Consider the following 25,004-nt stretch of genomic DNA (forward strand, 5'->3'; position numbering starts at 1 on the left):
GGGGAGGACGCGCCGTGTTCGGCTGCGGAATAACGGTTATTCGGCCGGACGCGGCGTTGCGCCGGCGCGGACGATCTGTGTGGTCTGGCCGTCCTCGCGGACTGCGACGCCCTCGCTGCGCGGATCGGCGGCGCCGACCCAGACGCCGTTGACGCGCTCGATCGCATTGGCTTTTAGCCCCAATGGCGCGATTTGGATATGCTCGCCGAGCGCTTGCAGGGCGGGCACCATCGCATCGAGCTGCGTGCCCTTTTCGGCAACGGCGTCGAGCTTGGGCGCGTAAAGCAAGCCCATCGCGATCGCATCCTGCGCGCTGAGCTTCCAGTCGAGCACGCCGACCAGGGCCTTGGCGACCTGCGCGATGATCGTCGATCCGCCCGCCGCGCCGATCGCGATGCGGACCTTGCCGTCGGCGCCATAGACGATCGTCGGCGCCATCGAGCTGCGCGGACGCTTGCCGCCTTCGACGCGATTGGCGACGAGATAGCCGTCCTTGACGGGCACGAAATCGAAATCGGTGAGCTCGTTGTTGAGCATCACGCCGTCGACCGACACGCCCGACCCGAAATAGCTTTCGATCGTCGTGGTGACCTCGGCGACGTTACCCTGCTTGTCGACCGCGACGAGGTCGCTCGTGCCGGGAACATCGGCGTTGGGGGCGAGTGTGCGCTGCGGTGCGCCGGGCGGGGTGCCGGCGGCGATGCTCGTCATGCTGTGCTCGGGCGAGATCAGCGCCGAGCGCCTGGCGAGATAGGCCGGATCGAGCAGGCCCTTGATCGGCACGGTGACATGGTCGGGATCACCGAGATAGAGATCGCGGTCGGCATAGGCCAACCGCTCGGACTCGGCGAAGAGATGCCAGGCGACGGGCGAATTCCTGCCGAGCTTGGGCAGGTCGAAGCGTTCGAGCTGTTTGAGGATCATCAGCACCGCGATCCCGCCCGACGAGGGCGGGCCCATGCCGCATACCTTGTAGACGCGGTACATCGTGCAGACCGGCGGGCGTTCCTTGGCGCGGTAGCCCGCAAGATCGGCGAGCGTCATCTTCGACGGGTTGCGCGCGGCGGTGTTGACCGCGGTGACGATCTTCTGCGCGACCGCGCCTGTGTAGAAATAGTCGGCGCCGTGCTTGGCGATCGCGGTGAACAAAGCGGCCTGTTCGGGGCTCTTGAGCAGCGTGCCGACGGGGAGTGGCGTGCCGTCTGCCGCAAGGAAGTGCGACCGCGCCCAAGGATCGATGTGCCCCCCGAAATTGGCGAGCCCATTATGCAGCCGCGGGGTGACCGCGAAGCCCTCCTGCGCGAGCTTGATCGCCGGGCCGAACAGCGTCGCCCAAGGCAACTTGCCGTAGCGCTGGTGCGCCAGTGCCATCATCCGCAGGTTGCCGGGCACGCCGACGCTGCGCCCGCCCGGAAGGGCCGCCATGAATGGGAGCGGCTTGCCGTCTGCGCCGTAGAACCATTTCGGGTCGGCTGCCGCTGGCGCGGTCTCGCGCCCGTCGAACCCGGCGACGGCGTTGGTCGCGGCGTCGTGGTGGAGCATGAAGCTGCCCCCGCCGATCCCGCTATTCTGCGGCTCGACGACATTGAGGGCGAGCATCGTCGCGATCGCGGCGTCGGTCGCGCTGCCACCCTCGCGCAGGATCTCGGCCCCGGCGGCGGCCGCGCGCGGGTCGGCGGCGCTGACCATTCCGAGCGCAGGGCTATGCGCTGGCCGTGGTGGCGGAGCCGGGCGCCGGGCTTCCGCAGCGGCGGGCGCGATCAGCAGGAGCAGGTAAGCAACAAGCGGTCTGGTCATGACGCGACCCTAGCGCGCTGTACCGTGCAGGCAAGAACGGGATCGAGCCAAGCTTGCGCTTCTCATATCCTCTCCGCGTCTCTGGCCGGCGCGCAGGCTCAGGCGGCTCGCGTGCCGACCGCCTCGGCGATGCAGGCAAACCCGTCGCGCGCAAGGTTTTTTGCGAGCCCGCGGAGAATCCGCTGCGCGAGCCCTGGACCGTGGAAAACCAATGCCGAGTACAGCTGGACGAGGCTCGCACCCGCGCAGATCCGCGCATAGGCTTCGTCGGCGCTGTCGATCCCGCCGGCCGAGACGAGCGGCATCGTCCCGCCGGTCGCGCTGCGGAAATTGGCGAGCCGCTGGCGGGCGAGGCTTGCCAGCGGCGCGCCCGACAGGCCGCCGGTTTCGCCGGCATGCGCCGATCGCAGCGCGGGGCGCGAGATCGTCGTGTTGCTGACGATCAGCGCATCGACATGGTGCGCCGCCGCGGCGCGCGCGATGAAGTCGATTGCCGACGGGTCGAGATCGGGCGCGACCTTGAGGAACAGCCGCGGCCGCTCGACCGGTGCGCGGCGCGCCTCGTCGGCGGCGGCGAGCACGTCGAGCAATTCGTTGCCGTGCTGCAAGTCGCGCAGACCCGGCGTGTTGGGCGAGCTGATATTGACCGTGACATAATCGGCAACGCGCGCGGCGGCGGCGACGCCGTGCGCATAATCGGCGACGCGGTCGGGCGCGTCCTTGTTCGCGCCGACGTTGATGCCGAGCACGCCGCGCCGCTTCGCCGCGACCGCACGCGGCAGTGCCGCGGCGATCCCGCCATTGTTGAATCCCATCCGGTTAATCACCGCCTGGTCCTCGACCAGCCGGAACAACCGCGGCTTGGGGTTGCCCGCTTGCGGCAGCGGGGTCAGCGTCCCGATCTCGACGCTGCCGAAGCCCAGCGCGAAGAACCCGTCGATCGCGCTGCCATTCTTGTCGACGCCGGCGGCGAGCCCGAGCGGGTTGGCGAAATCGAGCCCCGCGACGTTGGTGCGCAGGCAGGCCGGGCCTTCGCTCCGCGCGACGCCGGTGCGGCTCACCGTCGCAAGAAGCTTGAGCGTCATCTCGTGCGCGCGTTCGGCATCGAGCGCGAAGAGAGCGGGGCGGAGCAGGGGGAACAGCATGGCGGCGTGATGACAGCGCAGGGCGGCTGCGTCAAAGCGCTCCCGCGCTCGGGCAGACTTCTGTGTCACGCCGTTTGACGGGAAGTCCGGCGACTCTGTCCAATACTGACGACGGCGAATCACGGTATGAGAAAGTGCGACCCGGGGAGCCCCAAATTGGAGCTTCCTGCCTTGGGCCGGTCAGTTTGCTGACCGGCCCACTTTTCTTTGTTCGACGAACGCGATACGCTCTGTTCCCAAGAACAGAGGGGTCCGCAATCGTGGAGAACGTTCGGCTAGACTATGCCGTTCCGGCAGCGGATCTGGCCGACTATGTAACGCTATTTTATGATTTTTCCGCCGCCGTCGCCGTGTTCGATGATGTCGAGCGCGCCGACAACGCGCAGATTCGCTTTCGATTGTCCCCAGGCGGCGCCTGTTATCGCTTCGCCGACGGGACCGAGCAGGATTCGAGCGACATCCATGTGATCGGCCCGACCAGCGGCGCGGTCCATGTCCATGCCGAGGGACCGATCGCGCTCTTCGGGATGGGCGTGACCGCGGTCGGCTGGGCGGCGATGATCGGCGCGGATGCCTCGACCATGGTCAACCGCGTCGTCGATGCGGGCAAACTGTTCGGCCTCGGGCGGTTGCAGGTCGCGACCGCCGCGCTGCGCAAGACCGAGGGCATCGCCGCGCGCGCCGCGGTGGGCGAGGAATTGGTCCGCGACTTGATCCGCAGCGCCGATGGCCACTGTACGCTCGGCGCGATCGGATTCGTGCGTGAGGTCGATGCCTGGCTGGCGGCAAGCCCCTCGCCCGAAATGGAGGAGCTGCTTGCCACTACCGGTCTGTCGCGGCGGCAGGTCGAGCGCAAGTGCAACGCCCTGTACGGCGCGCCGCCCAAATTGCTTGCGCGCAAGTACCGCGCCTTGCGGGCCGCGGTGGCGATGGCGGCCGATGCCGAGACGATTGGCGACGCGGTCGACCGCGGTTTCTACGACCAGTCGCACATGATCCGCGAGATCAAGCAGTTCACCGGCCTGACCCCCGGGCAGATCCGCGCCGATCCGGGTGTCCTCCCACGATTGACGATCGCGCAGCGCACCGCGCTCGACGGTGTCGTCAGCCCCCTGGTGAGCGGAACCTAGCGCGTCTTTTCCAGGGGAGGGCAGGCGCAGGGGTTGACCCGACTCGTGCGCGCGCCCATTTGCAATCGGAGCAATTCCATCCGATTGGACCCGATGCGTCTTTCCAGCCTTGCCGACTATGCCGTCGTGATGATGTCCGCCGCTGCGCGGCATTGCGGTAGCGTGGGTCGGCTCAATGCGACGATGCTCGCCGAGGAGACCGGACTGCCGCTGCCGACGGTGCAGAAGCTCGTCAGCCGGCTGTCGGCGGGCGGGCTGATCGAGAGCGCGCGCGGCACCGGCGGCGGTTTCCGTCTGTCGCGACCCGCGGCGGCGATCAGCCTGGCCGATATCATCGAGGCGATCGAGGGACCGATCGCGCTCACCACCTGCGTCGACGAGGCGCGGCACGATTGCGCGCTCGAGGGCGATTGCCGGGTCAAACCGCATTGGGGCGTCGTCAACGGCGCGGTGCGCGGTGCGCTCGACGGGGTTTCGCTCGCGAGCCTGTCGAGGATCCCGGCATGACTGATTTTAACGAGCCGCGTGACGGCAGGGATGATGTAATGGCTACCAAGAACGCCGAAGCTTATGAAGCCGTCAGCAAGACCTACGAATGGGGCTTCCATTCGGACATCGAGCAGGACTTTGCGCCCAAGGGCCTGAGCGAGGACACCGTCCGCTTCATCTCCGCCAAGAAGGGCGAGCCCGCGTGGATGCTCGACTGGCGCCTCAAGGCGTTCCGCCTGTGGCTCACGATGGAGGCGCCCGATTGGGCCAAGCTCCAGATGGACCCGATCGACTATCAGGACGCCTATTATTACGCCGAGCCCAAGGTAAAGCCCAAGCTCGGCTCGCTCGACGAGGTCGATCCCGAGATCCTGCGCGTCTATGAGAAGCTCGGCATTCCGATCGAGGAGCAGAAGATGCTCGCCGGCGTCGAGGAGCTCGATGCCGAGGGCAACCCCAAGCGCCGCGTCGCGGTCGATGCGGTGTTCGACAGCGTCTCGGTCGCGACCACCTTCCGCAAGGAGCTCGAGGCCGCGGGCGTGATCTTCCGGTCGATCTCCGAGGCGATCAAGGAATATCCCGATCTCGTGCGCAAGTGGCTCGGCAAGGTCGTGCCGCAGCACGACAATTATTTTGCGACGCTCAATTGCGCGGTCTTCAGCGACGGGACCTTCGTCTACATCCCCGAGGGCGTGCGCTGCCCGATGGAGCTTTCGACCTATTTCCGCATCAATGCCGAGAATACCGGCCAGTTCGAACGCACGCTGATTGTCGCCGACAAGGGCGCGTACGTCTCGTATCTCGAGGGCTGCACCGCGCCGATGCGCGACGAGAACCAGTTGCATGCGGCGGTGGTCGAGCTGGTCGCGTTGGACGACGCCGAGATCAAATATTCGACGGTGCAGAACTGGTATCCTGGCGACGAGAACGGCAAGGGCGGGATCTACAACTTCGTCACCAAGCGCGCGCTGTGCCAGGGCAAGAATTCGAAGGTGTCGTGGACGCAGGTCGAGACCGGCAGCGCGATCACCTGGAAGTACCCGTCGTGCGTCCTCGCGGGCGAGAACAGCGTCGGCGAATTCTATTCGGTGGCGGTGACCAACAACCGCCAGCAGGCCGATACCGGCACCAAGATGATCCATCTCGGCAAGGGCTCGCGCTCGACGATCGTGTCGAAGGGCATTTCGGCGGGGCGTTCGGACAACACTTATCGCGGGCTGGTGCGCGTCGCGCCGACCGCGGAGGGCGTGCGCAACTTCACCCAGTGCGACTCGCTGCTGCTCGGCGACCAGTGCGGGGCGCATACCGTGCCGTATATCGAGGTGCGCAACCCGTCGGCGCAGATCGAGCATGAGGCGACCACCTCGAAGATTTCCGACGACCAGATGTTCTACGCGATGCAGCGCGGGCTCGATTCCGAGGCGGCGGTGGCGCTGATCGTCAACGGCTTCGCCAAAGAAGTGCTGCAGCAGCTGCCGATGGAGTTTGCGGTCGAGGCGCAGAAGTTGCTGGGGATTTCGCTGGAGGGCAGCGTGGGGTAACCACGGGTGTCGGTCGAGGGAGTTTGATCTGATGTCGATGGCGCAGATTTTGCGATTGAAGCCCGCTTTCACCGACGAACAGGCGCAGGCGCTTGCCGGGCTGTTCGACGAGGAAATCGCTACCAAACGCGATCTCGAAGCGCTCAGGATTGCCGCGAAGACAGACCTCGACGCGGTCAAATTTGAACTGAAAGCAAGTCTCGAGGCGGTTAAGGCCGAACTCAAAACCGATATCGAAAAGCTTCACCTCAAGGTGCAACGCGACATCAAGGGTACCGAAGCAAAACTTGTGACTTGGGTGGTCGGACAAGGCGCGGCGACGATCGGTATCCTCTTCGCGCTGCTACATTTTTTTGGGAAATAACGTGCTGAAAATTACCGACCTCCACGCCGAAATCGACGGCAAGGAAATCCTCAAGGGCCTCTCGCTCAGCGTCAATGCGGGCGAGGTTCATGCGATCATGGGGCCGAACGGCGCGGGCAAGTCGACGCTCGGCTATATACTCGGCGGGCGGCCCGGGTATGAGGTCACCGCGGGCTCGGTCGAGTTCGACGGGAAGGATTTGCTCGAAATGGCGCCGCACGAGCGCGCTGCCGCCGGGCTGTTCCTCGGTTTCCAATATCCGGTCGAGATCCCCGGCGTGTCGAACTTGCAATTCCTGCGCGAGGCGCTAAACGCCCAACGCCGCGGGCGCGACGAGAAGCCGCTGTCGGGCGCTGAGTTCCTGAAGCGCGCGCGCGAGCAGGCGGCCGCGCTGTCGATGGATGCCGAGATGCTCAAGCGTCCGGTCAATGTCGGCTTCTCAGGTGGCGAGAAGAAGCGCAACGAGATGGTGCAGATGGGCATCATCGACCCCAGCCTCGCGATCCTCGATGAAACCGACAGCGGGCTCGACATCGATGCGCTGCGCGTCGTGGGCGACGGAATCAACCGGATCATGCGCAAGCCCGACAAGGCGGTGATCCTGATCACCCACTATCAGCGCCTGCTCGATTACGTTGCGCCTGATTTCGTCCATGTGCTGGCCGGCGGGCGGATCGTGCGCTCGGGCGGACCGGAACTGGCGCTGGAGCTGGAGCGTGAGGGATACGCCGGGGTGGCGGCGTGATCTTCGCCTTGGCCCTGCTCCAAAGTGTCGCCCCGTCGCCGCCACCAGCCGCCGACCCCGATATCGTCGTGATCGCCCGCAAGCTGCAGGATTGGCGCGCGTCGGTCCGGATGAAGAAGGGCAAATATGTCTGCGCGGTGACCCGATCGACCGGTGACCCGGAGATCGACGGGGTTGCTTGCGAGGCGATGCGCGTCTGCGCGATTCCGGCGATGCCGCGCTATACCGCGACACGCGCCAAGGGCGTGGATGCGGCGACGCGCCAGCGGCTCATCGAAGGGATCAATGGGGAGATGGCTATGTGCGTGCGCGACCAACGCCATCAACTGATCGCCGAGTTGGCCGATCGTCGGGCGGGAGCGGTGCAATGACGCTGGCTCTTCCCACCCGCCGCGATGAATCCTGGCGGTATTCCGATCTCGAAGCCGTCGCCTCGGTGTGGCCAGTGCCTGCGGCCGAAGTGATCGAGGTCCCCGCCGGCCAGTCCATCGCCCGCGTGATCGTGCAGGATGCAGCGATCGACGCCGTCGCGATCCGCGATTTCCAGGTCATCCTGCGCGCCGGTGCGACCGCGACCTTCCACGTGCTTAACGTCGGCGGGCAGCTCGGCCGAGTGACCATCGACGTGACGTGCCACGAAGGCGCGCACTTCGAGCTTGGCGCGGCGATGCTCGGCGGTGGCGACCAGACGCTCGAGATCGTCACCGTGCTCAACCATATCGAGCCCAATGCCACCTCGAACCAAGTGGTGCGATCGGTGCTCGGCGGACGCGCGACGGGGTCGTATCTCGGCAAGGTCGCGGTCGCGCGGCATGCGCAGAAGACCGATGCGTCGCAATCGGTCAAGGCGATGCTGCTCAGCCGCACCGCGACCGCGAACGCCAAGCCCGAGCTCGAGATTTTCGCCGACGACGTGAAGTGCGCGCATGGCGCGACGGTCGGCGAGCTCGATGCGAATGCGCTCTTCTATCTTGCGTCGCGCGGGATCGCGCCGCCGCAGGCCAAGGCGAGATTGCTGCGGGCGTTCATCGGATCGGTGTTCGAGGGGATCGCGGACGTTGCCGAACGCGAGCGCGTCGAGGCGGTGGCGCAGGCGGCGTTGGAGCGGATGCTGTGAGCGCGCTGATCCAGACCCGTCCGCTAGACCATGTCGCCGATTTTCCGGCGATCCCGGCCGGCTGGGCGTATCTCGACACCGCCGCCACTGCGCAGAAGCCGCAGGAGGTGATCGACGCGATCACGCGCGCCTATGACACCGATTACGCCACGGTGCACCGCGGCGTGTATCAGCGCTCGGCTGATATGACGCTCGCTTATGAGGCGGCGCGTCGCAAGGTGGCCCAGTTCCTCAACGCCGGCTCCGAAAACGAGATCGTCTTCGTCCGCGGCGCGACCGAGGGGATCAACCTCGTCGCGCAATGCTGGGCGGGAACGCAGCTCAAGGCCGGCGATCGCATCCTGCTCTCGCAGCTCGAGCATCACAGCAACATCGTGCCGTGGCAGATGGTCGCCGAGCGGATCGGTGCGCAGATCGACGTGCTCCCGCTTACTGCCGACCATCGCATCGACCTCGACGCGATGGCCGCGATGATCACGCCGCAGCACAAGCTCGTCGCGTTGGGGCATGTCTCGAACGTGCTCGGATCGGTGCTCGACGGCCGCCGGGCGGCGGACATCGCGCATTCGGTCGGGGCGAAGATCCTGCTCGACGGCTGCCAGTCGGTCCCGCGCATGACGGTCGACGTCGCCGCACTTGATTGCGATTTCTACGTCTTTTCGGGCCACAAGCTCTACGGCCCGACCGGGATCGGCGTGTTGTGGGCAAAGCCAGCATTGCTCGAGGCGATGCCGCCGTATCAGGGCGGTGGCGCGATGATCGACAAGGTCAGCTTTGCGGGCACCACCTACGCGCCGCCGCCGGGCCGCTTCGAGGCGGGGACGCCGCATATTGTCGGCGTGCTCGGGCTCGCCGCCGGGATCGACTATGTGACGCGGATCGGGCTTGAGCGCATCCATGCGCACGAGACCGCGCTGGTGAAACTGACACGCGACGCGCTGTCGCAGTTCAACTCGCTGACTTTGTTCGGCCCCGAGGATTCCGCAGGAATCGTCAGCTTCAGCATCGCGGGGGTGCATCCGCACGACATCGGCACCATCTTGGACGAAGCCAAGGTGGCGGTGCGCGCGGGCCATCACTGCGCGCAGCCGCTGATGGAGACGCTCGGCGTCGATGCGACGGCGCGCGCGAGCTTCGGGGTCTATAATAGCGCCGCCGACGTCGAAGCGCTGGTGCGCGGAATTGAAAGAGTAACGAGGATTTTCGGATGAGCGACCGGATCGAGATTCAGGAAGTCGGCGCCGTCGAGCAGCCGCCGCGCGCGCGCGTCGAGGATGTCGCGGTCGAGGCAGGGACGCGCAAGCGCGACTATCTCGAGGGTTTTCTTAGCCAGAAGCCCGCAGGCGATGTCGCCGGCGAACCGGGCGGAGCGCTGTACGAGGCGGTCGTCGACGCGCTTAAGGAGATTTATGATCCGGAGATTCCGGTCAATATCTACGATCTCGGACTGATCTATGGCGTCGAGGTGACCGAGGCCGGCCACGCCGTTGTTACGATGACGTTGACCACGCCGCATTGCCCTGTCGCCGAATCGATGCCGATGGAAGTCGAACTGCGCATCGGCGCGGTGCCGGGCGTCGGCTCGGCCGAGGTCAATCTGGTATGGGACCCGGCATGGGATCCCGCCAAGATGTCCGACGATGCCAAGCTCGAATTGGGCATGCTGTAATGCACTAAGCCCCTTCCTTTCAGGGGAGGGGCTGGGGTGGGGAAGTCCCATACGCAGGTCTCTGCGAGGCTTCCCCCACCCCCTACCCCTCCCCTGAAGGGGAGGGGCTTTGGAGGAAGAAGCCGATGACCACCATGACCCGCGTTCGCCCTGCTGCGCTGATCCTCACGCCCACGGCCGAGGCGCGGATCGCCACGCTGATGGCCAAGGCGCCCGCGGACGCGATCGGCGTCAAGCTGTCGACGCCGCGGCGCGGCTGTTCGGGGCTTGCCTACTCGGTCGATTACGTCACCGAAGCCAAGCCGTTCGACGAGCGGATCGATACGCCCGGCGGGACTTTGTTCGTCGACGGCGGGTCGATCCTGTATCTGATCGGCTCGACGATGAATTGGGTCGAGGACGATTTTGCGGCAGGCTTCGTGTTCGTCAATCCCAACGCCAAGGGTGCATGCGGGTGCGGCGAAAGCTTCACCGTCTAAGCCGTGCACTGGCTTGAGCGCCGATTTGCGTCCACAGGCGGGCGATGACGACCCAAACGACCTACGACACTATCATTCTCGGCGCCGGCGCGGCCGGGCTGATGTGCGCTTTCACCGCCGGCCAGCGCGGGCGCCGCGTGCTGCTGCTCGATCATGCCGAGGCGATCGGCAAGAAGATCCTGATCTCGGGTGGCGGGCGGTGCAATTTCACCAATGTGCACACGGCGGCCGATCGCTACATTTCGGCCAACCCGCATTTCGCCAAGTCGGCGCTCGGGCGCTACACCGCGCAGGATTTCCTGGCGCTGGTCGAGGCACACGGGATTGCGTGGCACGAGAAGACGCTCGGGCAATTGTTCTGCGATGGGTCCGCCAAGCAGATCGTCGCCTTGTTGCAGGACGAGTGCGACAAAGGCGGGGTGGAGATCGCGCTGGGTGAAGCGATCCGCGACATCGACCACGCCGATGGACAGTATCGCGTTAGTTTCGGCGATCGCACCGCGAGTGCGCCGTCGCTCGTCATCGCCACCGGCGGCCCGTCGATTCCGCAAATGGGCGCGACCGGCTTTGCCTATGATCTCGCACGGCGCTTCGGGCTGAAGGTGGTCGAGCCCCGCCCGGCCCTGGTGCCGCTGACGCTCGGTGGCGACGAAACCTTGTTCCGCTCGCTTTCGGGTGTGGCGGCGGAAGTGGTCGCCAAGGCGGGCAAGACCAAATTCCGCGAGGCCGCGCTGTTCACGCACAAGGGGCTGAGCGGGCCCGCGATCCTGCAGGTCTCGTCTTACTGGCGCCATAGCGAGCCGGTCGGGATCGACTTCCTGCCCGATCTCAAGCCCGGCTGGCTGGTCGGCGTGAAGCACGCCCGGCCGCGCGTGTCGCTCGCGTCGGTGCTGTCGAACCATCTGCCCGGGCGGCTTGCCGAGACGCTCGCCGATCGGCTCGGGATCGAGGGCGAACTGGGCGCGGCGACCGACAAGGTGGTCGATGCGGCAGCGCGGCAGTTGGCCGATTGGCGCTTCAGTCCGAACGGCACCGAAGGCTTCGCCAAAGCCGAGGTGACGGCAGGCGGCATTTCAACCGCTGAACTGTCGTCGCAGACGATGGAGGCGCGGAAGGTGCCGGGGCTGTACGCGATCGGCGAGGCGGTCGATGTGACCGGGTGGCTCGGCGGCTATAACTTCCAATGGGCCTGGGCGAGCGGCTGGGCGGCGGGGCAGGTGGTGTAGGTCGTCTACCGAATTGCTTTTTAGCTGGCGGTGTGTATGATGCGCACGATGAAAAGCGCCGATCTCATTCGTGAGTTGAAATCGGCAGGGTGGACACTCGATCGGGTGCGGGGATCGCACCACGTTTTCACCCATCCACAGCACGGCGGGCATATCGTCGTGCCGCATCCCAAGAAGGATCTCGGGCCGGGGCTGGTCGCTGCGATCCGCAAGCAGGCAAAGGTCTAGGTGTTCTCCATGCGGTATCCCATCGCCATCGAACCTGGTAGCAACAGCACCGCCTTCGGCGTCGTGGTGCCCGATCTGCCGGGGTGCTTTTCCGCGGGTGATACGCTCGACGACGCGCTCGTCGGCGCCGAGGAAGCCGCAGCGGCGTGGATCGATGCTGCGCTCGACGCGGGCACGGCAATTCCGCCGGCGCGAAGCCTCGATACGCTGCGGCTGGATCCGGACTTTGATGGCTGGGCGTTCGGCGTGATCTCGGTCGACCCCGCGCTTCTCGAAGACACGATCGAGCGAGTCAACGTAACCCTGCCAAGGCGAGTCCTGAAGCGCCTCGACGCGATGGCACGCGCTGCGGGGCAGAGCCGGTCGAGCTATATCGCTTCGCTGACGCTCGACTCGCCGGTCCCGTCGGTCGAGCGAGCCGCGTGACGCTCGCGTTGATGCCTGCCGATATCGCGCGCGTCATTTTCTACAAGCGCGACGAACTCACCACCGATCTGATCTGCTGCGACATTGAGGCGCTCGGGCAAACATGGATCTTCCATGAGGAAATGCGCGAATGACCGGGTCTGATTGCAACCCTCGAGACGCTTCCCGGATTCCGCAGCGATTGGTTCGCAGCCGTCAGCCAGCCGCCTTTCGCCACGAATGCGACGCTCGCCTACCAACGCGTCTGACGGAATCCACACCCCCCGTGCTTTTCTCCAGCACCCGTGCTAAGGGCCCTTTTTGGCGCGCGAACCCGCCGCCCCCATATTCGGAATACCATGCCCTTTTCACACCTCCCCACGCTTCTTGCCGAAGCGCTCTCTGCCCGTGGCTATGAAGCCCCGACTCCTGTCCAGGCCGCCGTCATCCAGCCCGAGGCCGAAGGCCGCGACGTCATCGTCTCGGCGCAGACCGGGTCGGGCAAGACCGTCGCATTCGGCCTCGCCATCGCGCCGCAGCTGCTGACCGAGGACGGCCTGCTCCCGCCGCCGCGCGCGCCGCTCGCGCTCGCGATCGCGCCGACGCGCGAACTCGCGCTGCAGGTCAGCCGCGAGCTCGAATGGCTCTACGGCAAGGCCGGCGCGCGCATTTCGACTTGCGTGGGCGGCATGGACGCGTCGCGCGAGCGCCGCAGCCTCGCGCATGGCACGCATATCGTCGTCGGCACGCCGGGCCGTCTGCGCGACCATATCGAGCGCGGCGCGCTCGATCTGTCGAACCTCAAGGCGGTCATCCTCGACGAAGCCGACGAGATGCTCGACATGGGCTTCCGCGAAGATCTCGAGCTGATCCTCGACGCTTCGCCGTCCGAGCGCCGCACGCTGCTTTTCTCGGCGACGATGCCCAAGTCGATTGTCGCGCTCGCCAAGCGCTACCAGAAGGATGCGTTGCGCATCTCGACCGTCGGTGAGGACCGTGGTCATGGCGACATCGAATATCAGGCAGTGACCGTGGCGCCGGCCGATATCGAGAATGCTGTCGTCAATCTGCTCCGCCTCCACGAGGCCGAGACCGCGATGCTGTTCTGCGCGACGCGCGACAATGTCCGTCATCTTCACGCTGGCCTGATCGAGCGTGGGTTCGCCGCGGTCGCTCTCTCGGGCGAGCATAGCCAGAACGAGCGCAACGCCGCGATGCAGGCGCTGCGCGACAAGCGTGCGCGGGTTTGCGTCGCGACCGACGTCGCGGCGCGCGGGATCGATCTGCCGTCGCTGTCGCTCGTCGTTCACGTCGAGCTGCCGCGCGATGCCGAGACGATGCAGCACCGCTCGGGTCGTACCGGTCGCGCGGGCAAGAAGGGCACCGCGATCCTGATCGTGCCGTATCAGCGCAAGCGCCGCGTCGAGATGATGCTGCGCGGCGCGCGGATCGCGGTCGAGTGGATGAACGCGCCGACCGTCGACGACATCCGCAAGGCCGACAAGTCGCGGCTGATGACGATGCTAATGGAAGACGTCGAAGTCGACGAGGACGATCGCGCATTGGCGGCACAGCTGCTCGAGAAGAAGACCCCCGAGGATATCGCGGCGGCGCTGGTGCGCAGCTATCGCGCGCGGATGCCGGCGCCCGAGGAAATGATCGAGGCGAGCGGATCCGCGCCGCGCGAGGCGGGCAAGGAGCATCACCGCGAGGGCTTCGACGATATCGTCTGGTTCCGCATGGACATCGGGCGTCGCCAGAATGCCGATCCGCGCTGGATCCTGCCGCTGATCTGCCGTCGCGGGCATATCACCAAGAACGAAGTCGGCGCGATCCGCATCGCCGCCAACGAGACGATGTTCCAGGTGCCGAGCGGCATCGCGGGCAAGTTCATGGCGGCGGTAAAGCGCACCGCCGGCGAGGAAGCCGAAGGCGGCGTGCAATTCGAGCAGGTCCAAGGCGGCCCGGTCGAGGCCGAGCGCAGCCCGCGGCGTGCCAATGGGCCGGCACCGGTGCGGCATCAGCCGCGGCCGACATTGCGGCCCGGTGGGCCGAACAAGCGCCCGCAACGCTAACCCCGTAAATCCTCCCTCGCTGCGCGAGGGAGGATTTGAAGTGTCGCTCTTTCCCCGCTAACCCACGCGGCATGAACGCACCCCAGCCCAAGCCATGGATCATGGCCATCGCCCCCTATGTGCCCGGTCGCTCGACGAGCGAGGGTGGGGCGCCCGTCATCAAGCTGTCGTCGAACGAGAATCCGCTCGGCACCAGCCCGCAAGCGGTCGACGCCTTCGCCGCCCATTCCGCCGATCTCGCACGCTATCCCGATGCCGGCGCCGCACTGCTGCGCGAGGCGATCGCGGCGCATCACGATCTCGATCCCGCCCGCGTTATCTACGGCACCGGATCGGATGAAGTGCTCCACCTCATCGCCGGCGCTTATGCCGGGCCGGGCGACGAGATCATCCAGGTGCGCTACGGCTTCGCGGTCTATGAGATCGCCACGCGTCGTGTCGGCGCGACGCTCGTCATCGCCGACGACCGTGACTATGCGACCGATGTCGATGCGATCCTCGCTGCGGTCACCGAGCGCACGCGCGTCGTGTTTGTCGCCAACCCCAACAATCCGACCGGCACCTTCACGCGCAAGGAAGAGATTGCGCGCCTCCATGCCGGGCTTCCGGCACACGTGATGCTCGTGCTCGATCAGGCCTATGCCGAATATCTCGCGCCCGAGGATGACGACGGCGGGCTCGACCTCGCGCGGAACGCGCCGAACGTCATCGTGACGCGCACCTTCTCGAAGATCCACGGCCTTGCCGCCGAGCGAATCGGCTGGGGGTACGGGTCGGAGGACGCGATCTCGGCGATGCACCGCATCCGGGCGCCGTTCTGCTGCACGACCGCGGGGCAGGAAGCCGCGATCGCGGCGCTCGGCGCGGCCGATTTCATCGCCGCCTCGCGCGAGCACAATCGCGAATGGCGCGCGTGGTTCGGCGCGGAGATGGGCAAGCTCGGCAACGCGGGCCTGCGCGTCGTCCCGAGCGAAGCCAACTTCCTGCTCGTGCTGTTCGAAGGCGCCGTCACCGCCGAGACCGCGTACAAGGCGCTGCTCAGCCGCGGCTATATCGTGCGCTGGCTGCCGGGGCAGGGGCTCGCCAACGGCTTGCGCATGACGATCGGCACCGAGGCCGAGACGCGTGGTCTCGCCGAGGCGCTGCGCGAGATCGTCGCCGGGTGACGATCAAGGCGCTCGCCTTCGACGTGTTCGGCACCGTCGTCGATTGGCGGACGAGCATCGCGCGCGAGGCTGCGGCGGTTTTCGCGAGGATCGGGCGCGAGGATATCGATCCCGCGCGCTTCGCCGATGACTGGCGCGGGCTGTATCAGCCGGCGATGGAAGCGTGCCGTTCGGGCCGGCGCGCTTATACGCGGCTCGACGTGCTCAACCGCGAGACACTCGACGTGCTGGTCGAGCGGCTCGGGATCGCGGCGGATGAAGCGACGCTCGCCGATCTCGCGCTGGCGTGGCGGCGGCTCGATCCGTGGCCCGATGCGGTCGCGGGATTGACGCGGCTCAAGACGCGCTTCCCGGTCGTCACGCTGTCGAACGGCAATGTCGCGCTCATGCTCGCGCTGGCGCGGCATGGCGGGCTGCCGTGGGATGCGATCCTCGGGGCCGAGGCGACCAGGATCTACAAGCCGTTGCCGCAGGCCTATCTCGGCACCGCCGATATTCTGGGAATTGCGCCCGAAGCGCTATGCCTCGTCGCCGCGCATCACAGCGATCTTGCCGCGGCGCGGGCGTGTGGGTTGGCGACCGCCTATGTCGATCGGCCGATGGAATTGGGCGGCGCGCCCAAGCCCGACCGCGCCGCGGAACAGGCGTGGGATTACAGCGCCGAGTCGCTGACCGAATTGGCCGACCGCCTCGGCTGCTGACGCGTCAGCCCGCCGCCAGCATTTCCTTCAACGGCACGTCCGCATCGGCCAGCAATGCGGGATCGATCACGGCGCGTGCCATCACCAGCGCACGGCCCTGGACGTAATCGCGCGTCATGTTGACGCAATCGAGCGCGATCACCTTGCCGCGCTTGAGATAGACGACCGAGAAGCGCCGCGTGGAGACATCGCCGCGGAGCACCGCCGTATCGAAGCCGGTCGAAAGCCCGACGGTCTGCAGCTTCAGATCATATTGGTTCGACCAGAACCACGGCACCGCATCATAGGGCTGCGGATCGCCCGTCAGCACGCGCGCGACGACCGTCGCCTGATCGTTGGCGTTCTGGACCGATTCGAGCCGGATCGTCGCGCCATCGGCATAGGGGTTGGAGTGCGCGGCACAGTCGCCGATCGCGAACACGTCGGGAAGCGAGGTGCGGCAGAAGGCATCGACCGTCACGCCATTGCCGCCAGCGGCGCCCGCCTCGATCAGCGGCGCGACCGCTGGGACGATCCCGATCCCGACGACCACCATGCTACCCGCCACCACGCTGCCATCGGCGAGCCGTACCCCCGTCGCAGCGCCGTCTTGGCCCTCGATGCTTGTGACCGTGACGCCGGTGCGCAGGTCGACGCCGTGCGCGCGGTGCTCGGCCTCGTAGAAATGCGAGAGCGCTTCGCCGGCAACGCGCGCGAGCACGCGCGGCGCGGCCTCGAGCACGGTGACGTGCTTGCCGAGCTTGGTCAGCACCGCCGCCGCCTCAAGCCCGATATAGCCGCCGCCGATCACGATGACGTGGCGCACGTCGGGCAGTTCGGCGATCATCTGGTCGACATCGGCGCGGGTGCGCACGCCGTGGACGCCGCGTAGGTCATGCCCCGCGCACGTCAATCGGCGCGGCGGACCGCCGGTCGCCCAGATCAGGCTCGAATAGCCGATGGTCGCACCCTCGGCGGTGGTGACGACGTGCGCGGCAGGATCGACCGATACCACCGTGCGGCCCGGCAGTAGCGTGATCGTGCGCTCGACCCAGAAGGCCGCGGGTCGGATCAGGATCCGCTCGAAGGGCTTTTCGCCAGCGAGATAGTCCTTCGACAGCGGGGGGCGCTCATAGGGAGGCTCGGGTTCATCGCCGAGCAGCGCGATCGTCCCCTCGAAACCGCGCTGGCGTAGTGCGATCGCCGCTTGCGCCCCGCCATGCCCCGCACCCACGATCAAAACATCGAACGAAAGCGCGGTGTCGGTCATGTCGGCCCCTCTTGATCCTCGTGGCGGCTGACGTGCGGGCAACGCGCCGATCTGTCCAGCCCGAAGCGCGATATCAGCCGCGAGGCCGCCGCGCCGGGAGCGGGATGAAGTTCAAGGCGGCAAAGGCCAGCGCGGCCCCGCTGATGATCGACGCGAACCAGCCGATTGGGCCGAACACCGCGCCCCACGCGATCATCGACAGCGCGAATGCCAGCGAGAGGAGCGTCCACGCGGTTGCGCGCAACCTAGTGGCGCGGCCCCGCGGGCACGCGCGCCGGAAGCGCTTGCCGTGATGCTGGTCGGTCGCCAGCCCGAACAGCACGAAGGCGAGGATAGCGGCAAGGAAGGGGAGCGCGGTCATCCGCGCGCCTGGCTGCGCGATCGGCGTCGCGCGGGCACATGCCGGTGAACGCCGCGCGCGATCGCGGCATAGGCAAGCCCGAGCGCGATCAGCGTCAGGTCGACACCGGCGAGCGTGGCGTCCCCCGCCGCGATCATCGCCGGCAAGCCGCGCGCCGTCGCCAGCATGTCGAACAGCGGGAGCGCGAGCAGCAGCGCTGCGGTCAGCGCGAGTTGCTCGACCCAGGCACGCCGCGGGCGGCGGAGAAAGGCGTGGAGCAGCAGCGCTCCCCAGAGCACGAACATCGCATTGATCTCGGCCTCGGCGCGCGCCGGGAGGGTGAGCGGCAGGAGGCGGTTCGCCCACAGGAAGCCGACCATCGCCGCCGGGAAGCCCGCGACGAAACCGATATTGAGCCGCTCGACCAATCGGAAGCCGAACGGCGGGCATGCTGGATCGGGCAATTTCTCGCGGCGTTTGACGCTCCACAGCAGCAGCCCGCTTGCGACCATCACCGATCCGCCGATGCCGCACAGGAAATAGACCCAGCGGATCGCGGCGTCGGCGAAGCGCCCGGCATGGACCCCGATCATCGCGCCCGCCGTCACTGCGGCCGCGCCCGGCAGCGGCGAGGCCCAGAGCAGGCGTCCGCTCACGCCGTCATAGGTCAGCCGCGGCGTCAGGCTCGACAGCGTGCCGTGGTTGCTTTGCGACAGCAGGATCCGCGCCGAGGCATCGCCCGGTGCGGTGACGCTGATGACATCGACCGGCGCGCGGAGCCGCCGCTCGCCATCGCGCAGCACCGCGGCAAGATCGACCAGCCGGGCGGGCCGGTCGGCACGCGGGACTGCCGGAGCCTCGGGATAGAGCAGGCGACCCAAGCTGAAGGGGGCGCTGTAATTGGCGACCGCCGCCCACGGCATCAGCAGCGTCATCAGCGTGACGAGCCCGGTATAGGTGATCATCAAGTGAAACGGCAGGCCGAGCACCGCGACGGCATTGTGCCCGTCGAGCCACGAGCGTTGCCCCTTGCCGCCGCGAAAGGTGAAGAAATCGCGGAAGATCTTCTTGTGCGTCACGATCCCGCTGAGGATCGCGACGAGCATGAACATCGCGCAGATCCCGACGATCCAGCGCGCGACATAAGACGGCACGTAATGCAGGTCGAAGTGGAAGCGGTAGAAGAAGTCGCCGCCGAGCGTCGCGCGCGCCACGACCTTGGCGCCATTGGCATCGATGCGCGCGCTGGTCTCGCCGGGCGTGGGCGGCGCTTTGGCGCCCGGCATCCAGAAGACGCTGCCGCTCGCCGAGCGCGTGCTCGGCACGGTGATGAACCAGCTTGCGGCGTCAGGGGCTTCGCGGTGCAGCAGCAGCTGCGCGCCGCGGACGACGCGCGCTGGCTGCTCGATCGGCGGGAGTTCGGGTTGCGCCCAGCGGTTGATCGCCTCGCGCCAATAGGCGGCGGTGCCCGTCACGAAGACGATGAACAGCACCCAGCCGACGAGCAGCCCCGACCAGGTGTGGAGCGTCGCCTGGCTCTGCCGAAAGCCCTTGCTCACGCGCGACCCGTCAGCGCGATCGACCCGAACGCGATCGCGGCGGCGATGCCGCCGCCTATCAGCGTCGTCCATGCCGCGCGCCAGCCGCTGCGCGCGGCGAATGCCCACATCGCGGTGAAGGCGCACAGCGCGAACGCGACGAGCGTCGCGGTGAAGGTCGCCTCGGCTGGCCCGCCGGGCAGGATCCGCGCGAGCGCCATCGCCCACAAGCTCGCCACCGCATAGCCGCCGGGCATGGCGACGACGACGCGCAGCGCGGTGTCGGCGCGGTGTCGCCAAACGCGTCGGTCGTGCTTCATGCCCTGCCGCATCTGCCCTCAGAACCGATAGGCGATCGTGCCCTGCACGGTGCGGCGGTTGCCGTACCAGCACCAGGCATAATCGAGATAGCAGGTCGTGACATATTTCTTGTCGAACAGGTTGGCGGCGTTGACCCCGAGCGACACGCCGGCGAAGCGCGGCGCGATCGTGCCGAGATCGAAGCGCACCAGCGCATCGACCAGCGTGAAACCCGGCGTGCTCGTCCGCGCAGCACCACCGGCATAGATGCTGTCGACATGGCGCACCGCGCCGCCGATCGCGAAGCCCTGCCACTTGCCGCCGCGCGGCGCCCATTCGAGATTGCCCGACACGCCGCCGCGCCCGACGCCGAGGATCCCCGCGCCGATATTGGCGGGGTTGGCGTCGGCGGTGGTGCGGACCTTCTGCCGGCTATAGGCGAGCTTGGCGTTGAAGCCGTAGGGCAGCGGCGCGCTCGCCTCGACCTCGACGCCGCTCGAGCGGACCCGGCCGCTCTGCGTCGAGACGTTGGTGAGCGGGTTGGTGGTGATGAGGTTGGTCTGGTCGATCTGGAACCACGCGCCGGTGACGAGCATCTGCGTGCCCGGCACGGTATATTTCGCGCCGGCCTCGATCTGCTTGCCCTCGGATGGCTTGGCGACGGTGATCACGCCGTTCGGCTGCGACAGCGTGCCGTTGGGCTCGAACGAGGTCGAGTAGCTGACATAGGGTGCGAGCCCGAACGGCAGCGTGTAGAGCGCGCCGGCGCGATAGGTGAACTTCTGCGAGTCCTGCGACGCGGTGCCTGGCGCGGTGCGGACCGACGCCCAGTCCTGTCGCCCGCTGAGCAGCACGCGCAACGCGCCGTACGAGAGCTGATCCTGCGCATAGACGCCCGCCTGGTTTGAGCGGGGCTTGTTGTCGTTCAGGCTGAAAGAGTTCGGCACCGCGGCAGGGCTCTGCGGCACGACCATCGTGCCATAGACGGGGGCATAGCCGTTGAGCGGCGTCGCCGAGCCGAAGGCGTTGATCGAGCGCGCGTTGCCGGTCTGGTAATCGACGCCGAACAGCACGTCATGCTTCACCGCGCCCGTGGCGAAACGGCCGTGGACCTGATTGTCGAACACCCACGAGTCGCTGCGCTCGCGCGTCGCATAGGACGCGCGGTTGTAGAGCGTCGAATTCGGGTTGCCGACATCGACCAGCGATCCCGATGCGTAGACGATCCCGAGCCGCGAGGTGCCGTGCTGGTAGCGGCCCGACGCGCGGATGTTCCAGTCGGGGTTGATCTCGTGCGTCAGGATATAGGTCGCGGCGACCTGCGCGCGCTTGAAGTAGTTGCCGGGCTCGCCGAAGTCGGTCGAGGTCGACAGCTTGCCGTTAGGGTTGGCGAGGAAGGTGCCCGATGCCGGGAACACGCCGTAGCTGCCGTTCTGCGGATCGTTCGAATAGGCGCCGAGCAGGGTCAACTTGGTCGCGTGGTCGAGATTGAAGGTCAGCGCGCCCGAGACGGTCTGGCGCTCGCGCGCGCTGAAGGTTTGCTGCGTGTGTGCGCCGTTGACGCTGCCGTTGACGCGCCACAGCACCGCATCGCCGATCTTGCCGCCGACATCGGCGTCGGCGCGGTACAGGTCGTAGCTGCCGTAGGTCCCCGACACCGCACCGTAGAACGGCTTGTCGAGCGGGAGCTTGCTCGACAGCGCGACGAGGCCGCCCGGGCCCGACTGGCCGTAGAGCACGGAGGCGGGGCCCTTGATCACTTCGATCCGGTCAAGCCGCGAGACGTCGATCTGGGGCTCGAGATAGCTTGCCCCGCCGATCAGCTTGAGCCCGTCGAGAAATTGCGGCGCGTCGAACCCGCGCAGCTTGAACTGGTCATAGACTTCGGCGCTCGACCCGCGCTGCTCGGTGGTGACGCCGGCGACGAAACGCAGCGCCTGGTTGAGGTTCGACAGGCCGAGGTCGGCGATGTCGGCGGCGCTGATGACGCTGATCGATTGCGGCGTCTCGGCGATCGGTGCCGAGCTCTTGGTGCCGGCGGTGGCCTCGCTGCTTGGGCGCGCGCCGGTGACGACGATCGCGGGGCCGTCCTCGGCTTCGTCCTCCGCCATCGCCGGTGCGGCATAGACGGCGGAGCTCAGCAGCACTGCGGAGATGACAAAACGCTTCATTCACTGGTCCCTTTGGTGTCGCGGGGCCTAGTGACGTATTTGCGAACGCTTATCAATAGCGTTATCAAGAAGGCGTCAAAGCGTCTCGCTTGCCTCGGCGATCGCGCTGTAGATTTCGCCCAGGCTGGCATCGTCGATGCAGTAGGGCGGCATGACGTAGACGGTGTTGCCGAGCGGACGGAGCAACAGGTCGCGCTGCTTGAAGAACGCGAGCAACCGCGGGCCGAGGCCATCGAGATAGGTGCCCGTCGCGCTCGCCAGTTCGAATGCCGCGATCGTCCCGCAGACGCGGGCATTGTGGATCGTCGGCAGTAGGCGCAACTGCTCGGCCCAGCCCGCCTGGCGCTGCGCGAGATCGGCGATGCGATCGAGCACGGGCTCGGTGCGCCAGATTTCGAGATTGGCGTTGGCGGCGGCGCACGCGATCGGGTTCGCGGTGTAGCTCGACGAGTGGAAGAACATCCGCGAGCGGTCGTCCGAATAGTGCGCGTCGAAGATTTCGGCGGTTGCCATTGTCACTGCGAGCGGAACCGCGCCGCCCGTCAGGCCCTTCGACAGGCACAGGATGTCGGGCACGACGCCGGCTTGCTCGCACGCCAGCAGCGTGCCGGTCCTGCCCCACGCCGTCATCACCTCGTCGGCGATGAACAGCACGCCGTGGCGCGCACAGATCGCGCGCATCTCTGCGAGCACGCGAGGCGGATAGAAGAGCATCCCGCCCGCGCCGAGCACCAACGGCTCGACGATGAACGCGGCCGGGGCGGCGCGGCACGCTTGCTCGAGCGCATCGAGCGTCGCCTGCTCGGCGCCCGCGGCGGGGTAGGGGATCGTGCCGACATCGAACAGCAGCGGCGCATAGGCCTGGTTGTAGACGCCGCGCGCGCCGACCGACATCGCGCCGATCGTGTCGCCGTGATAGCTGTGCTCGAGCACGAGGATGCGGTTGCGCGGTTCACCGCGATTGGCGAAGAACCCGAGCGCCATCTTGAGCGCGACCTCGACCGCGGTCGATCCCGAATCCGAGAAGAAGACATGCTCGAGTGCGGGCGGCATGATCTCCACCAGGCCTTGCGCGAGCGTCTCGGCGGTCTCGTGCGTCCAGCCGGCGAAGATGATCTGGTCCATCTTGCTCGCTTGATCGGCGATCGCCGCCATGATCGCGGGATGGCAATGGCCATGCGTCGTCACCCACCACGACGAGATCGCATCGATGATCCGGCGGCCGTCATCGGTGTAGAGAAACGCGCCCTCGGTGCGCGTGACACGCGGGATCGTCTCGCCGAGGCCGTGCTGCGTGAAGGGGTGCCAGACGGGCGAGCTCATCGGAAATCCTCGAGCGAGAAGTGCGCAGCAAAGGCGGCGGCAAGCGTCGCGCGGTCGAGCGTCGGCAGCAACGGCAACCGGCCGAGGCGGCGGACGCCCCCGATCCGCGCGATCGTCGCCTCGCTGTCCTCGACCGGCTCGCCGATAAAGGCCACGCCGAGGATCGGCACGCCGCGCGCGCGCAGCGCCTCGATCGAAAGCAGGCTGTGGTTGATCGTGCCGAGCGCGGTGCGCGCGACGAGCACCACGGGATCGCCCCAGCGCGCGAAGATATCGGCGTAGAGCGTCGTGTCGTTGACCGGCACGAGCACGCCGCCCGCGCCTTCGATCACCAGCGTGCCATCGTGCGGCGGCGGATCGAGCGCGTCGGCATCGATCGTCACGCCGTCGATCCGCGCGGCGCGGTGCGGCGAGCACGGTGTGACGAGCCGATACGCCTCGGGCAGGATATGGCTCGCGGGCAGGCCGCTCAGCGCCGCGACGCGCGCGGCATCGCTGCCGTCGTCGAGCCCGGCTTGCACGGGTTTCCAATAGGCCGCGCCGAGTGCGCCAGCGAGCGCGGCGGCAAAGACGGTCTTGCCGATGTCGGTATCGGTGCCGGTGACGACGATGCGGGGGATCATGACAAAGCTTCCAGGCAAGTGGCGAGACGGTCTATATCGGCGATGTCGACGTTGAGCGTGATCGAGATGCGCAGGCGCGCGCTTCCCGGCGGCACCGTCGGCGGGCGGATGCCGCGCACGTCGAAGCCCGCCGCCTGCAGGCGCGCGGCGAGCGCCATCGTCGCTTCGGGGTCGCCGACGATCAGCGGAACGATCTGCGAGCCCGTCACCGTCGCGCCGAGCGGCGCGAGCACTTGGCCGGCATGGACGATCAGCGCGTCGAGCCGCGTACGGCGCTCGGGTTCGTCGGCGAGGATGGCGAGCGCGGCGCGCACCGCGCTCGCCATCAGCGGAGAGGGGGCGGTCGAGAAAATGAAGGCGCGTCCGCGATTGATCAGGAAGTCGCGCACGATCGCGGGCCCGCACACGAGCGCGCCTTCGCAGCCGAGCGCCTTGCCGCAGGTGCGCATCGTGATCACGTCGGCGCGTCCGTCGAGCGCGGCAGCCAAACCGCGGCCGTCGGGGCCGAACACGCCGGTGGCATGTGCCTCGTCGATCAGCAGCATGGCGTCGTGGCGTTGCGCGATACCGGCGAGATCGGCGAGCGGGGCCTGGTCGCCGTCCATGCTGTAGAGGCTCTCGACCGAGATCCACGGCGTGCCCGTTCCGCCTGCGCGGCGCCAGGCGGAGATCGCGTCGTCGAACGCCTGTGCGTCGTTATGGGCGACGCTTTGCGCTGGCGCACGCGCGAGCCGCATCCCGTCGTGCGCGCTGGCGTGGATCAGCGCGTCGTGGACGATCAGGTCGCCGGTCTGCGGCAGCGTGGCGAACAGCGCGGCATTGGCGGCGAAACCGCTGGAGAAATAGAGCGCTGACTCGCTCCCGAAAAAGGCCGCGGCTTCCACCTCGAGCGCTTCGTGCTCGGGATCGTTGCCGCGCAGCAGGCGCGATCCGCCCGAGCCGATCGGCACGCCGCGCGCCAGCGCCGCCGCCACGGCTTCGCGCAGCCGCGGCGACGCGGCGAGGCCGAGATAATCGTTCGAGGCGAAATCGAGCCCGGTGCGCGGGGTCAGCGTGCGTCGGCGGTGGGTCTGCCCGAGCGACTCAAGGTCGCGGGCGTGGGCGGCGAGAAGGGACATCGCGCACGCCCTAACGCGGTTGGCGGCGTCGCGCGATGGGGTTGCGCTTTTGGGGCGGGGTTCAC

General features: G+C 67.4%; 27 protein-coding genes. 17 read left to right on the forward strand and 10 right to left on the reverse strand.

All coding sequences use genetic code 11. The features are described from left to right. Window positions 1–36 precede the first annotated feature (36 nt). Both ggt and ACP7C5_RS10595 read right to left on the reverse strand, forming a co-directional pair. Window positions 37–1,797 carry a gamma-glutamyltransferase gene (ggt, locus tag ACP7C5_RS10590; protein WP_426264202.1) on the reverse strand — a complete coding sequence of 587 codons (1,761 nt, stop codon included), beginning with the start codon at window positions 1,795–1,797 and terminating at the stop codon, window positions 37–39. A 98-nt stretch (window positions 1,798–1,895) separates the two neighbouring features. Beyond that, window positions 1,896–2,942 (reverse strand): quinone-dependent dihydroorotate dehydrogenase, encoded by a 1,047-nt coding sequence (locus ACP7C5_RS10595; protein ID WP_426264203.1) that lies wholly within the window; start codon window positions 2,940–2,942, stop codon window positions 1,896–1,898. A gap of 260 nt (window positions 2,943–3,202) precedes the next feature. Between ACP7C5_RS10595 and ACP7C5_RS10600 the strand changes: the two genes are divergently transcribed. The 17 genes from ACP7C5_RS10600 to ACP7C5_RS10680 all read left to right on the forward strand — a co-directional run bounded on the left by ACP7C5_RS10600 (window position 3,203) and on the right by ACP7C5_RS10680 (window position 16,277). Beyond that, entirely contained in the window at window positions 3,203–4,072 is an 870-nt protein-coding gene (locus ACP7C5_RS10600; RefSeq protein WP_426264204.1) for a helix-turn-helix domain-containing protein, read from the forward strand. A 93-nt stretch (window positions 4,073–4,165) separates the two neighbouring features. Next, complete coding sequence (locus ACP7C5_RS10605) at window positions 4,166–4,579, forward strand: SUF system Fe-S cluster assembly regulator (protein WP_133186801.1); 414 nt, start codon at window positions 4,166–4,168, stop codon at window positions 4,577–4,579. Between the two features lie 38 nt (window positions 4,580–4,617). Continuing rightward, window positions 4,618–6,102 carry a Fe-S cluster assembly protein SufB gene (gene sufB / locus ACP7C5_RS10610; protein ID WP_133186803.1) on the forward strand — a complete coding sequence of 495 codons (1,485 nt, stop codon included), beginning with the start codon at window positions 4,618–4,620 and terminating at the stop codon, window positions 6,100–6,102. A gap of 31 nt (window positions 6,103–6,133) precedes the next feature. Continuing rightward, window positions 6,134–6,466 (forward strand): hypothetical protein, encoded by a 333-nt coding sequence (locus tag ACP7C5_RS10615; protein WP_133186805.1) that lies wholly within the window; start codon window positions 6,134–6,136, stop codon window positions 6,464–6,466. Between the two features lies 1 nt (window position 6,467). Beyond that, window positions 6,468–7,211, forward strand: coding sequence for a Fe-S cluster assembly ATPase SufC (gene sufC, locus ACP7C5_RS10620; protein ID WP_426264205.1), 744 nt, complete (start codon window positions 6,468–6,470; stop codon window positions 7,209–7,211). 68 nt (window positions 7,212–7,279) lie between these two features. Next, the gene (locus tag ACP7C5_RS10625; protein ID WP_426264206.1) at window positions 7,280–7,582 is read left to right on the forward strand and encodes a hypothetical protein; all 303 of its coding nucleotides are present in this window, start codon (window positions 7,280–7,282) and stop codon (window positions 7,580–7,582) included. After that, a complete protein-coding gene (locus ACP7C5_RS10630) occupies window positions 7,579–8,328 on the forward strand; it encodes a SufD family Fe-S cluster assembly protein (RefSeq protein ID WP_426264207.1) in 750 nt (249 codons plus the stop codon). Before ACP7C5_RS10625 ends, ACP7C5_RS10630 begins: the two co-directional genes overlap by 4 nt. Continuing rightward, window positions 8,325–9,539 carry an aminotransferase class V-fold PLP-dependent enzyme gene (locus tag ACP7C5_RS10635; protein ID WP_426264208.1) on the forward strand — a complete coding sequence of 405 codons (1,215 nt, stop codon included), beginning with the start codon at window positions 8,325–8,327 and terminating at the stop codon, window positions 9,537–9,539. Before ACP7C5_RS10630 ends, ACP7C5_RS10635 begins: the two co-directional genes overlap by 4 nt. Further along, window positions 9,536–9,997 (forward strand): SUF system Fe-S cluster assembly protein, encoded by a 462-nt coding sequence (locus ACP7C5_RS10640; RefSeq protein ID WP_426264209.1) that lies wholly within the window; start codon window positions 9,536–9,538, stop codon window positions 9,995–9,997. Before ACP7C5_RS10635 ends, ACP7C5_RS10640 begins: the two co-directional genes overlap by 4 nt. A gap of 125 nt (window positions 9,998–10,122) precedes the next feature. Next, on the forward strand, window positions 10,123–10,476 hold the full coding sequence (locus ACP7C5_RS10645; RefSeq protein WP_426264210.1) for a HesB/IscA family protein: 354 nt from the start codon (window positions 10,123–10,125) through the stop codon (window positions 10,474–10,476). 44 nt (window positions 10,477–10,520) lie between these two features. Beyond that, window positions 10,521–11,702, forward strand: coding sequence for an NAD(P)/FAD-dependent oxidoreductase (locus ACP7C5_RS10650; RefSeq protein ID WP_426264211.1), 1,182 nt, complete (start codon window positions 10,521–10,523; stop codon window positions 11,700–11,702). Between the two features lie 36 nt (window positions 11,703–11,738). Beyond that, window positions 11,739–11,930 (forward strand): type II toxin-antitoxin system HicA family toxin, encoded by a 192-nt coding sequence (locus ACP7C5_RS10655; protein WP_206365625.1) that lies wholly within the window; start codon window positions 11,739–11,741, stop codon window positions 11,928–11,930. A 9-nt stretch (window positions 11,931–11,939) separates the two neighbouring features. Then, window positions 11,940–12,356 carry a type II toxin-antitoxin system HicB family antitoxin gene (locus ACP7C5_RS10660; RefSeq protein ID WP_426264212.1) on the forward strand — a complete coding sequence of 139 codons (417 nt, stop codon included), beginning with the start codon at window positions 11,940–11,942 and terminating at the stop codon, window positions 12,354–12,356. Then, window positions 12,353–12,490, forward strand: a complete 138-nt coding sequence (locus ACP7C5_RS10665; RefSeq protein ID WP_426264213.1) for a hypothetical protein — start codon at window positions 12,353–12,355, stop codon at window positions 12,488–12,490. Before ACP7C5_RS10660 ends, ACP7C5_RS10665 begins: the two co-directional genes overlap by 4 nt. Window positions 12,491–12,694: 204 nt before the next feature. Beyond that, window positions 12,695–14,410, forward strand: a complete 1,716-nt coding sequence (locus tag ACP7C5_RS10670) for a DEAD/DEAH box helicase (protein WP_322160111.1) — start codon at window positions 12,695–12,697, stop codon at window positions 14,408–14,410. A gap of 71 nt (window positions 14,411–14,481) precedes the next feature. Continuing rightward, entirely contained in the window at window positions 14,482–15,576 is a 1,095-nt protein-coding gene (gene hisC, locus ACP7C5_RS10675) for a histidinol-phosphate transaminase (protein ID WP_426264214.1), read from the forward strand. Further along, window positions 15,573–16,277 (forward strand): haloacid dehalogenase type II, encoded by a 705-nt coding sequence (locus tag ACP7C5_RS10680; RefSeq protein WP_426264215.1) that lies wholly within the window; start codon window positions 15,573–15,575, stop codon window positions 16,275–16,277. The genes hisC and ACP7C5_RS10680 overlap by 4 nt, the downstream gene beginning before the upstream one ends. Window positions 16,278–16,281: 4 nt before the next feature. Here the strand turns inward: ACP7C5_RS10680 and ACP7C5_RS10685 are convergent, their stop codons facing one another. The 8 genes from ACP7C5_RS10685 to ACP7C5_RS10720 all read right to left on the reverse strand — a co-directional run bounded on the left by ACP7C5_RS10685 (window position 16,282) and on the right by ACP7C5_RS10720 (window position 24,939). Continuing rightward, on the reverse strand, window positions 16,282–17,526 hold the full coding sequence (locus tag ACP7C5_RS10685; protein WP_426264216.1) for an NAD(P)/FAD-dependent oxidoreductase: 1,245 nt from the start codon (window positions 17,524–17,526) through the stop codon (window positions 16,282–16,284). Window positions 17,527–17,599: 73 nt separating this feature from the next. Further along, on the reverse strand, window positions 17,600–17,887 hold the full coding sequence (locus tag ACP7C5_RS10690; protein ID WP_426264217.1) for a DUF3325 domain-containing protein: 288 nt from the start codon (window positions 17,885–17,887) through the stop codon (window positions 17,600–17,602). After that, a complete protein-coding gene (locus ACP7C5_RS10695) occupies window positions 17,884–19,425 on the reverse strand; it encodes a PepSY-associated TM helix domain-containing protein (protein WP_426264218.1) in 1,542 nt (513 codons plus the stop codon). The genes ACP7C5_RS10690 and ACP7C5_RS10695 overlap by 4 nt, the downstream gene beginning before the upstream one ends. Beyond that, window positions 19,422–19,724 carry a hypothetical protein gene (locus tag ACP7C5_RS10700; RefSeq protein WP_426264219.1) on the reverse strand — a complete coding sequence of 101 codons (303 nt, stop codon included), beginning with the start codon at window positions 19,722–19,724 and terminating at the stop codon, window positions 19,422–19,424. Before ACP7C5_RS10700 ends, ACP7C5_RS10695 begins: the two co-directional genes overlap by 4 nt. A gap of 18 nt (window positions 19,725–19,742) precedes the next feature. After that, a complete protein-coding gene (locus tag ACP7C5_RS10705; RefSeq protein WP_426264220.1) occupies window positions 19,743–21,875 on the reverse strand; it encodes a TonB-dependent siderophore receptor in 2,133 nt (710 codons plus the stop codon). Window positions 21,876–21,950: 75 nt separating this feature from the next. Next, entirely contained in the window at window positions 21,951–23,198 is a 1,248-nt protein-coding gene (locus ACP7C5_RS10710; RefSeq protein ID WP_426264221.1) for an adenosylmethionine--8-amino-7-oxononanoate transaminase, read from the reverse strand. Next, window positions 23,195–23,821 carry a dethiobiotin synthase gene (bioD, locus tag ACP7C5_RS10715; protein ID WP_189675667.1) on the reverse strand — a complete coding sequence of 209 codons (627 nt, stop codon included), beginning with the start codon at window positions 23,819–23,821 and terminating at the stop codon, window positions 23,195–23,197. The genes ACP7C5_RS10710 and bioD overlap by 4 nt, the downstream gene beginning before the upstream one ends. After that, window positions 23,818–24,939, reverse strand: a complete 1,122-nt coding sequence (locus ACP7C5_RS10720; protein ID WP_426264222.1) for an 8-amino-7-oxononanoate synthase — start codon at window positions 24,937–24,939, stop codon at window positions 23,818–23,820. Before ACP7C5_RS10720 ends, bioD begins: the two co-directional genes overlap by 4 nt. Window positions 24,940–25,004: the final 65 nt, after the last annotated feature.

Origin of the sequence: Sphingomonas sp. PWP1-2, assembly GCF_049898305.1 — a bacterium.
In the GTDB taxonomy this organism is placed as follows: Bacteria; Pseudomonadota; Alphaproteobacteria; order Sphingomonadales; family Sphingomonadaceae; genus Sphingomonas; species Sphingomonas glacialis.

Bases quoted from the DNA above. Each gene is read 5' to 3' on its own strand.
- sufB (WP_133186803.1), top strand. From the start codon at position 4,618: ATGGCTACCAAGAACGCCGAAGCTTATGAAGCCGTCAGCAAGACCTAC.
- ACP7C5_RS10720 (WP_426264222.1), bottom strand. From the start codon at position 24,939: ATGTCCCTTCTCGCCGCCCACGCCCGCGACCTTGAGTCGCTCGGGCAG.
- bioD (WP_189675667.1), bottom strand. From the start codon at position 23,821: ATGATCCCCCGCATCGTCGTCACCGGCACCGATACCGACATCGGCAAG.
- ACP7C5_RS10700 (WP_426264219.1), bottom strand. From the start codon at position 19,724: ATGAAGCACGACCGACGCGTTTGGCGACACCGCGCCGACACCGCGCTG.
- ACP7C5_RS10640 (WP_426264209.1), top strand. From the start codon at position 9,536: ATGAGCGACCGGATCGAGATTCAGGAAGTCGGCGCCGTCGAGCAGCCG.
- ACP7C5_RS10685 (WP_426264216.1), bottom strand. From the start codon at position 17,526: ATGACCGACACCGCGCTTTCGTTCGATGTTTTGATCGTGGGTGCGGGG.
- ACP7C5_RS10595 (WP_426264203.1), bottom strand. From the start codon at position 2,942: ATGCTGTTCCCCCTGCTCCGCCCCGCTCTCTTCGCGCTCGATGCCGAA.
- ACP7C5_RS10605 (WP_133186801.1), top strand. From the start codon at position 4,166: ATGCGTCTTTCCAGCCTTGCCGACTATGCCGTCGTGATGATGTCCGCC.
- ACP7C5_RS10655 (WP_206365625.1), top strand. From the start codon at position 11,739: ATGATGCGCACGATGAAAAGCGCCGATCTCATTCGTGAGTTGAAATCG.
- ACP7C5_RS10615 (WP_133186805.1), top strand. From the start codon at position 6,134: ATGTCGATGGCGCAGATTTTGCGATTGAAGCCCGCTTTCACCGACGAA.
- hisC (WP_426264214.1), top strand. From the start codon at position 14,482: ATGAACGCACCCCAGCCCAAGCCATGGATCATGGCCATCGCCCCCTAT.
- ACP7C5_RS10645 (WP_426264210.1), top strand. From the start codon at position 10,123: ATGACCACCATGACCCGCGTTCGCCCTGCTGCGCTGATCCTCACGCCC.
- ACP7C5_RS10630 (WP_426264207.1), top strand. From the start codon at position 7,579: ATGACGCTGGCTCTTCCCACCCGCCGCGATGAATCCTGGCGGTATTCC.
- ACP7C5_RS10660 (WP_426264212.1), top strand. From the start codon at position 11,940: ATGCGGTATCCCATCGCCATCGAACCTGGTAGCAACAGCACCGCCTTC.
- ACP7C5_RS10650 (WP_426264211.1), top strand. From the start codon at position 10,521: ATGACGACCCAAACGACCTACGACACTATCATTCTCGGCGCCGGCGCG.
- ACP7C5_RS10670 (WP_322160111.1), top strand. From the start codon at position 12,695: ATGCCCTTTTCACACCTCCCCACGCTTCTTGCCGAAGCGCTCTCTGCC.
- ACP7C5_RS10705 (WP_426264220.1), bottom strand. From the start codon at position 21,875: ATGAAGCGTTTTGTCATCTCCGCAGTGCTGCTGAGCTCCGCCGTCTAT.
- ggt (WP_426264202.1), bottom strand. From the start codon at position 1,797: ATGACCAGACCGCTTGTTGCTTACCTGCTCCTGCTGATCGCGCCCGCC.
- ACP7C5_RS10710 (WP_426264221.1), bottom strand. From the start codon at position 23,198: ATGAGCTCGCCCGTCTGGCACCCCTTCACGCAGCACGGCCTCGGCGAG.
- ACP7C5_RS10690 (WP_426264217.1), bottom strand. From the start codon at position 17,887: ATGACCGCGCTCCCCTTCCTTGCCGCTATCCTCGCCTTCGTGCTGTTC.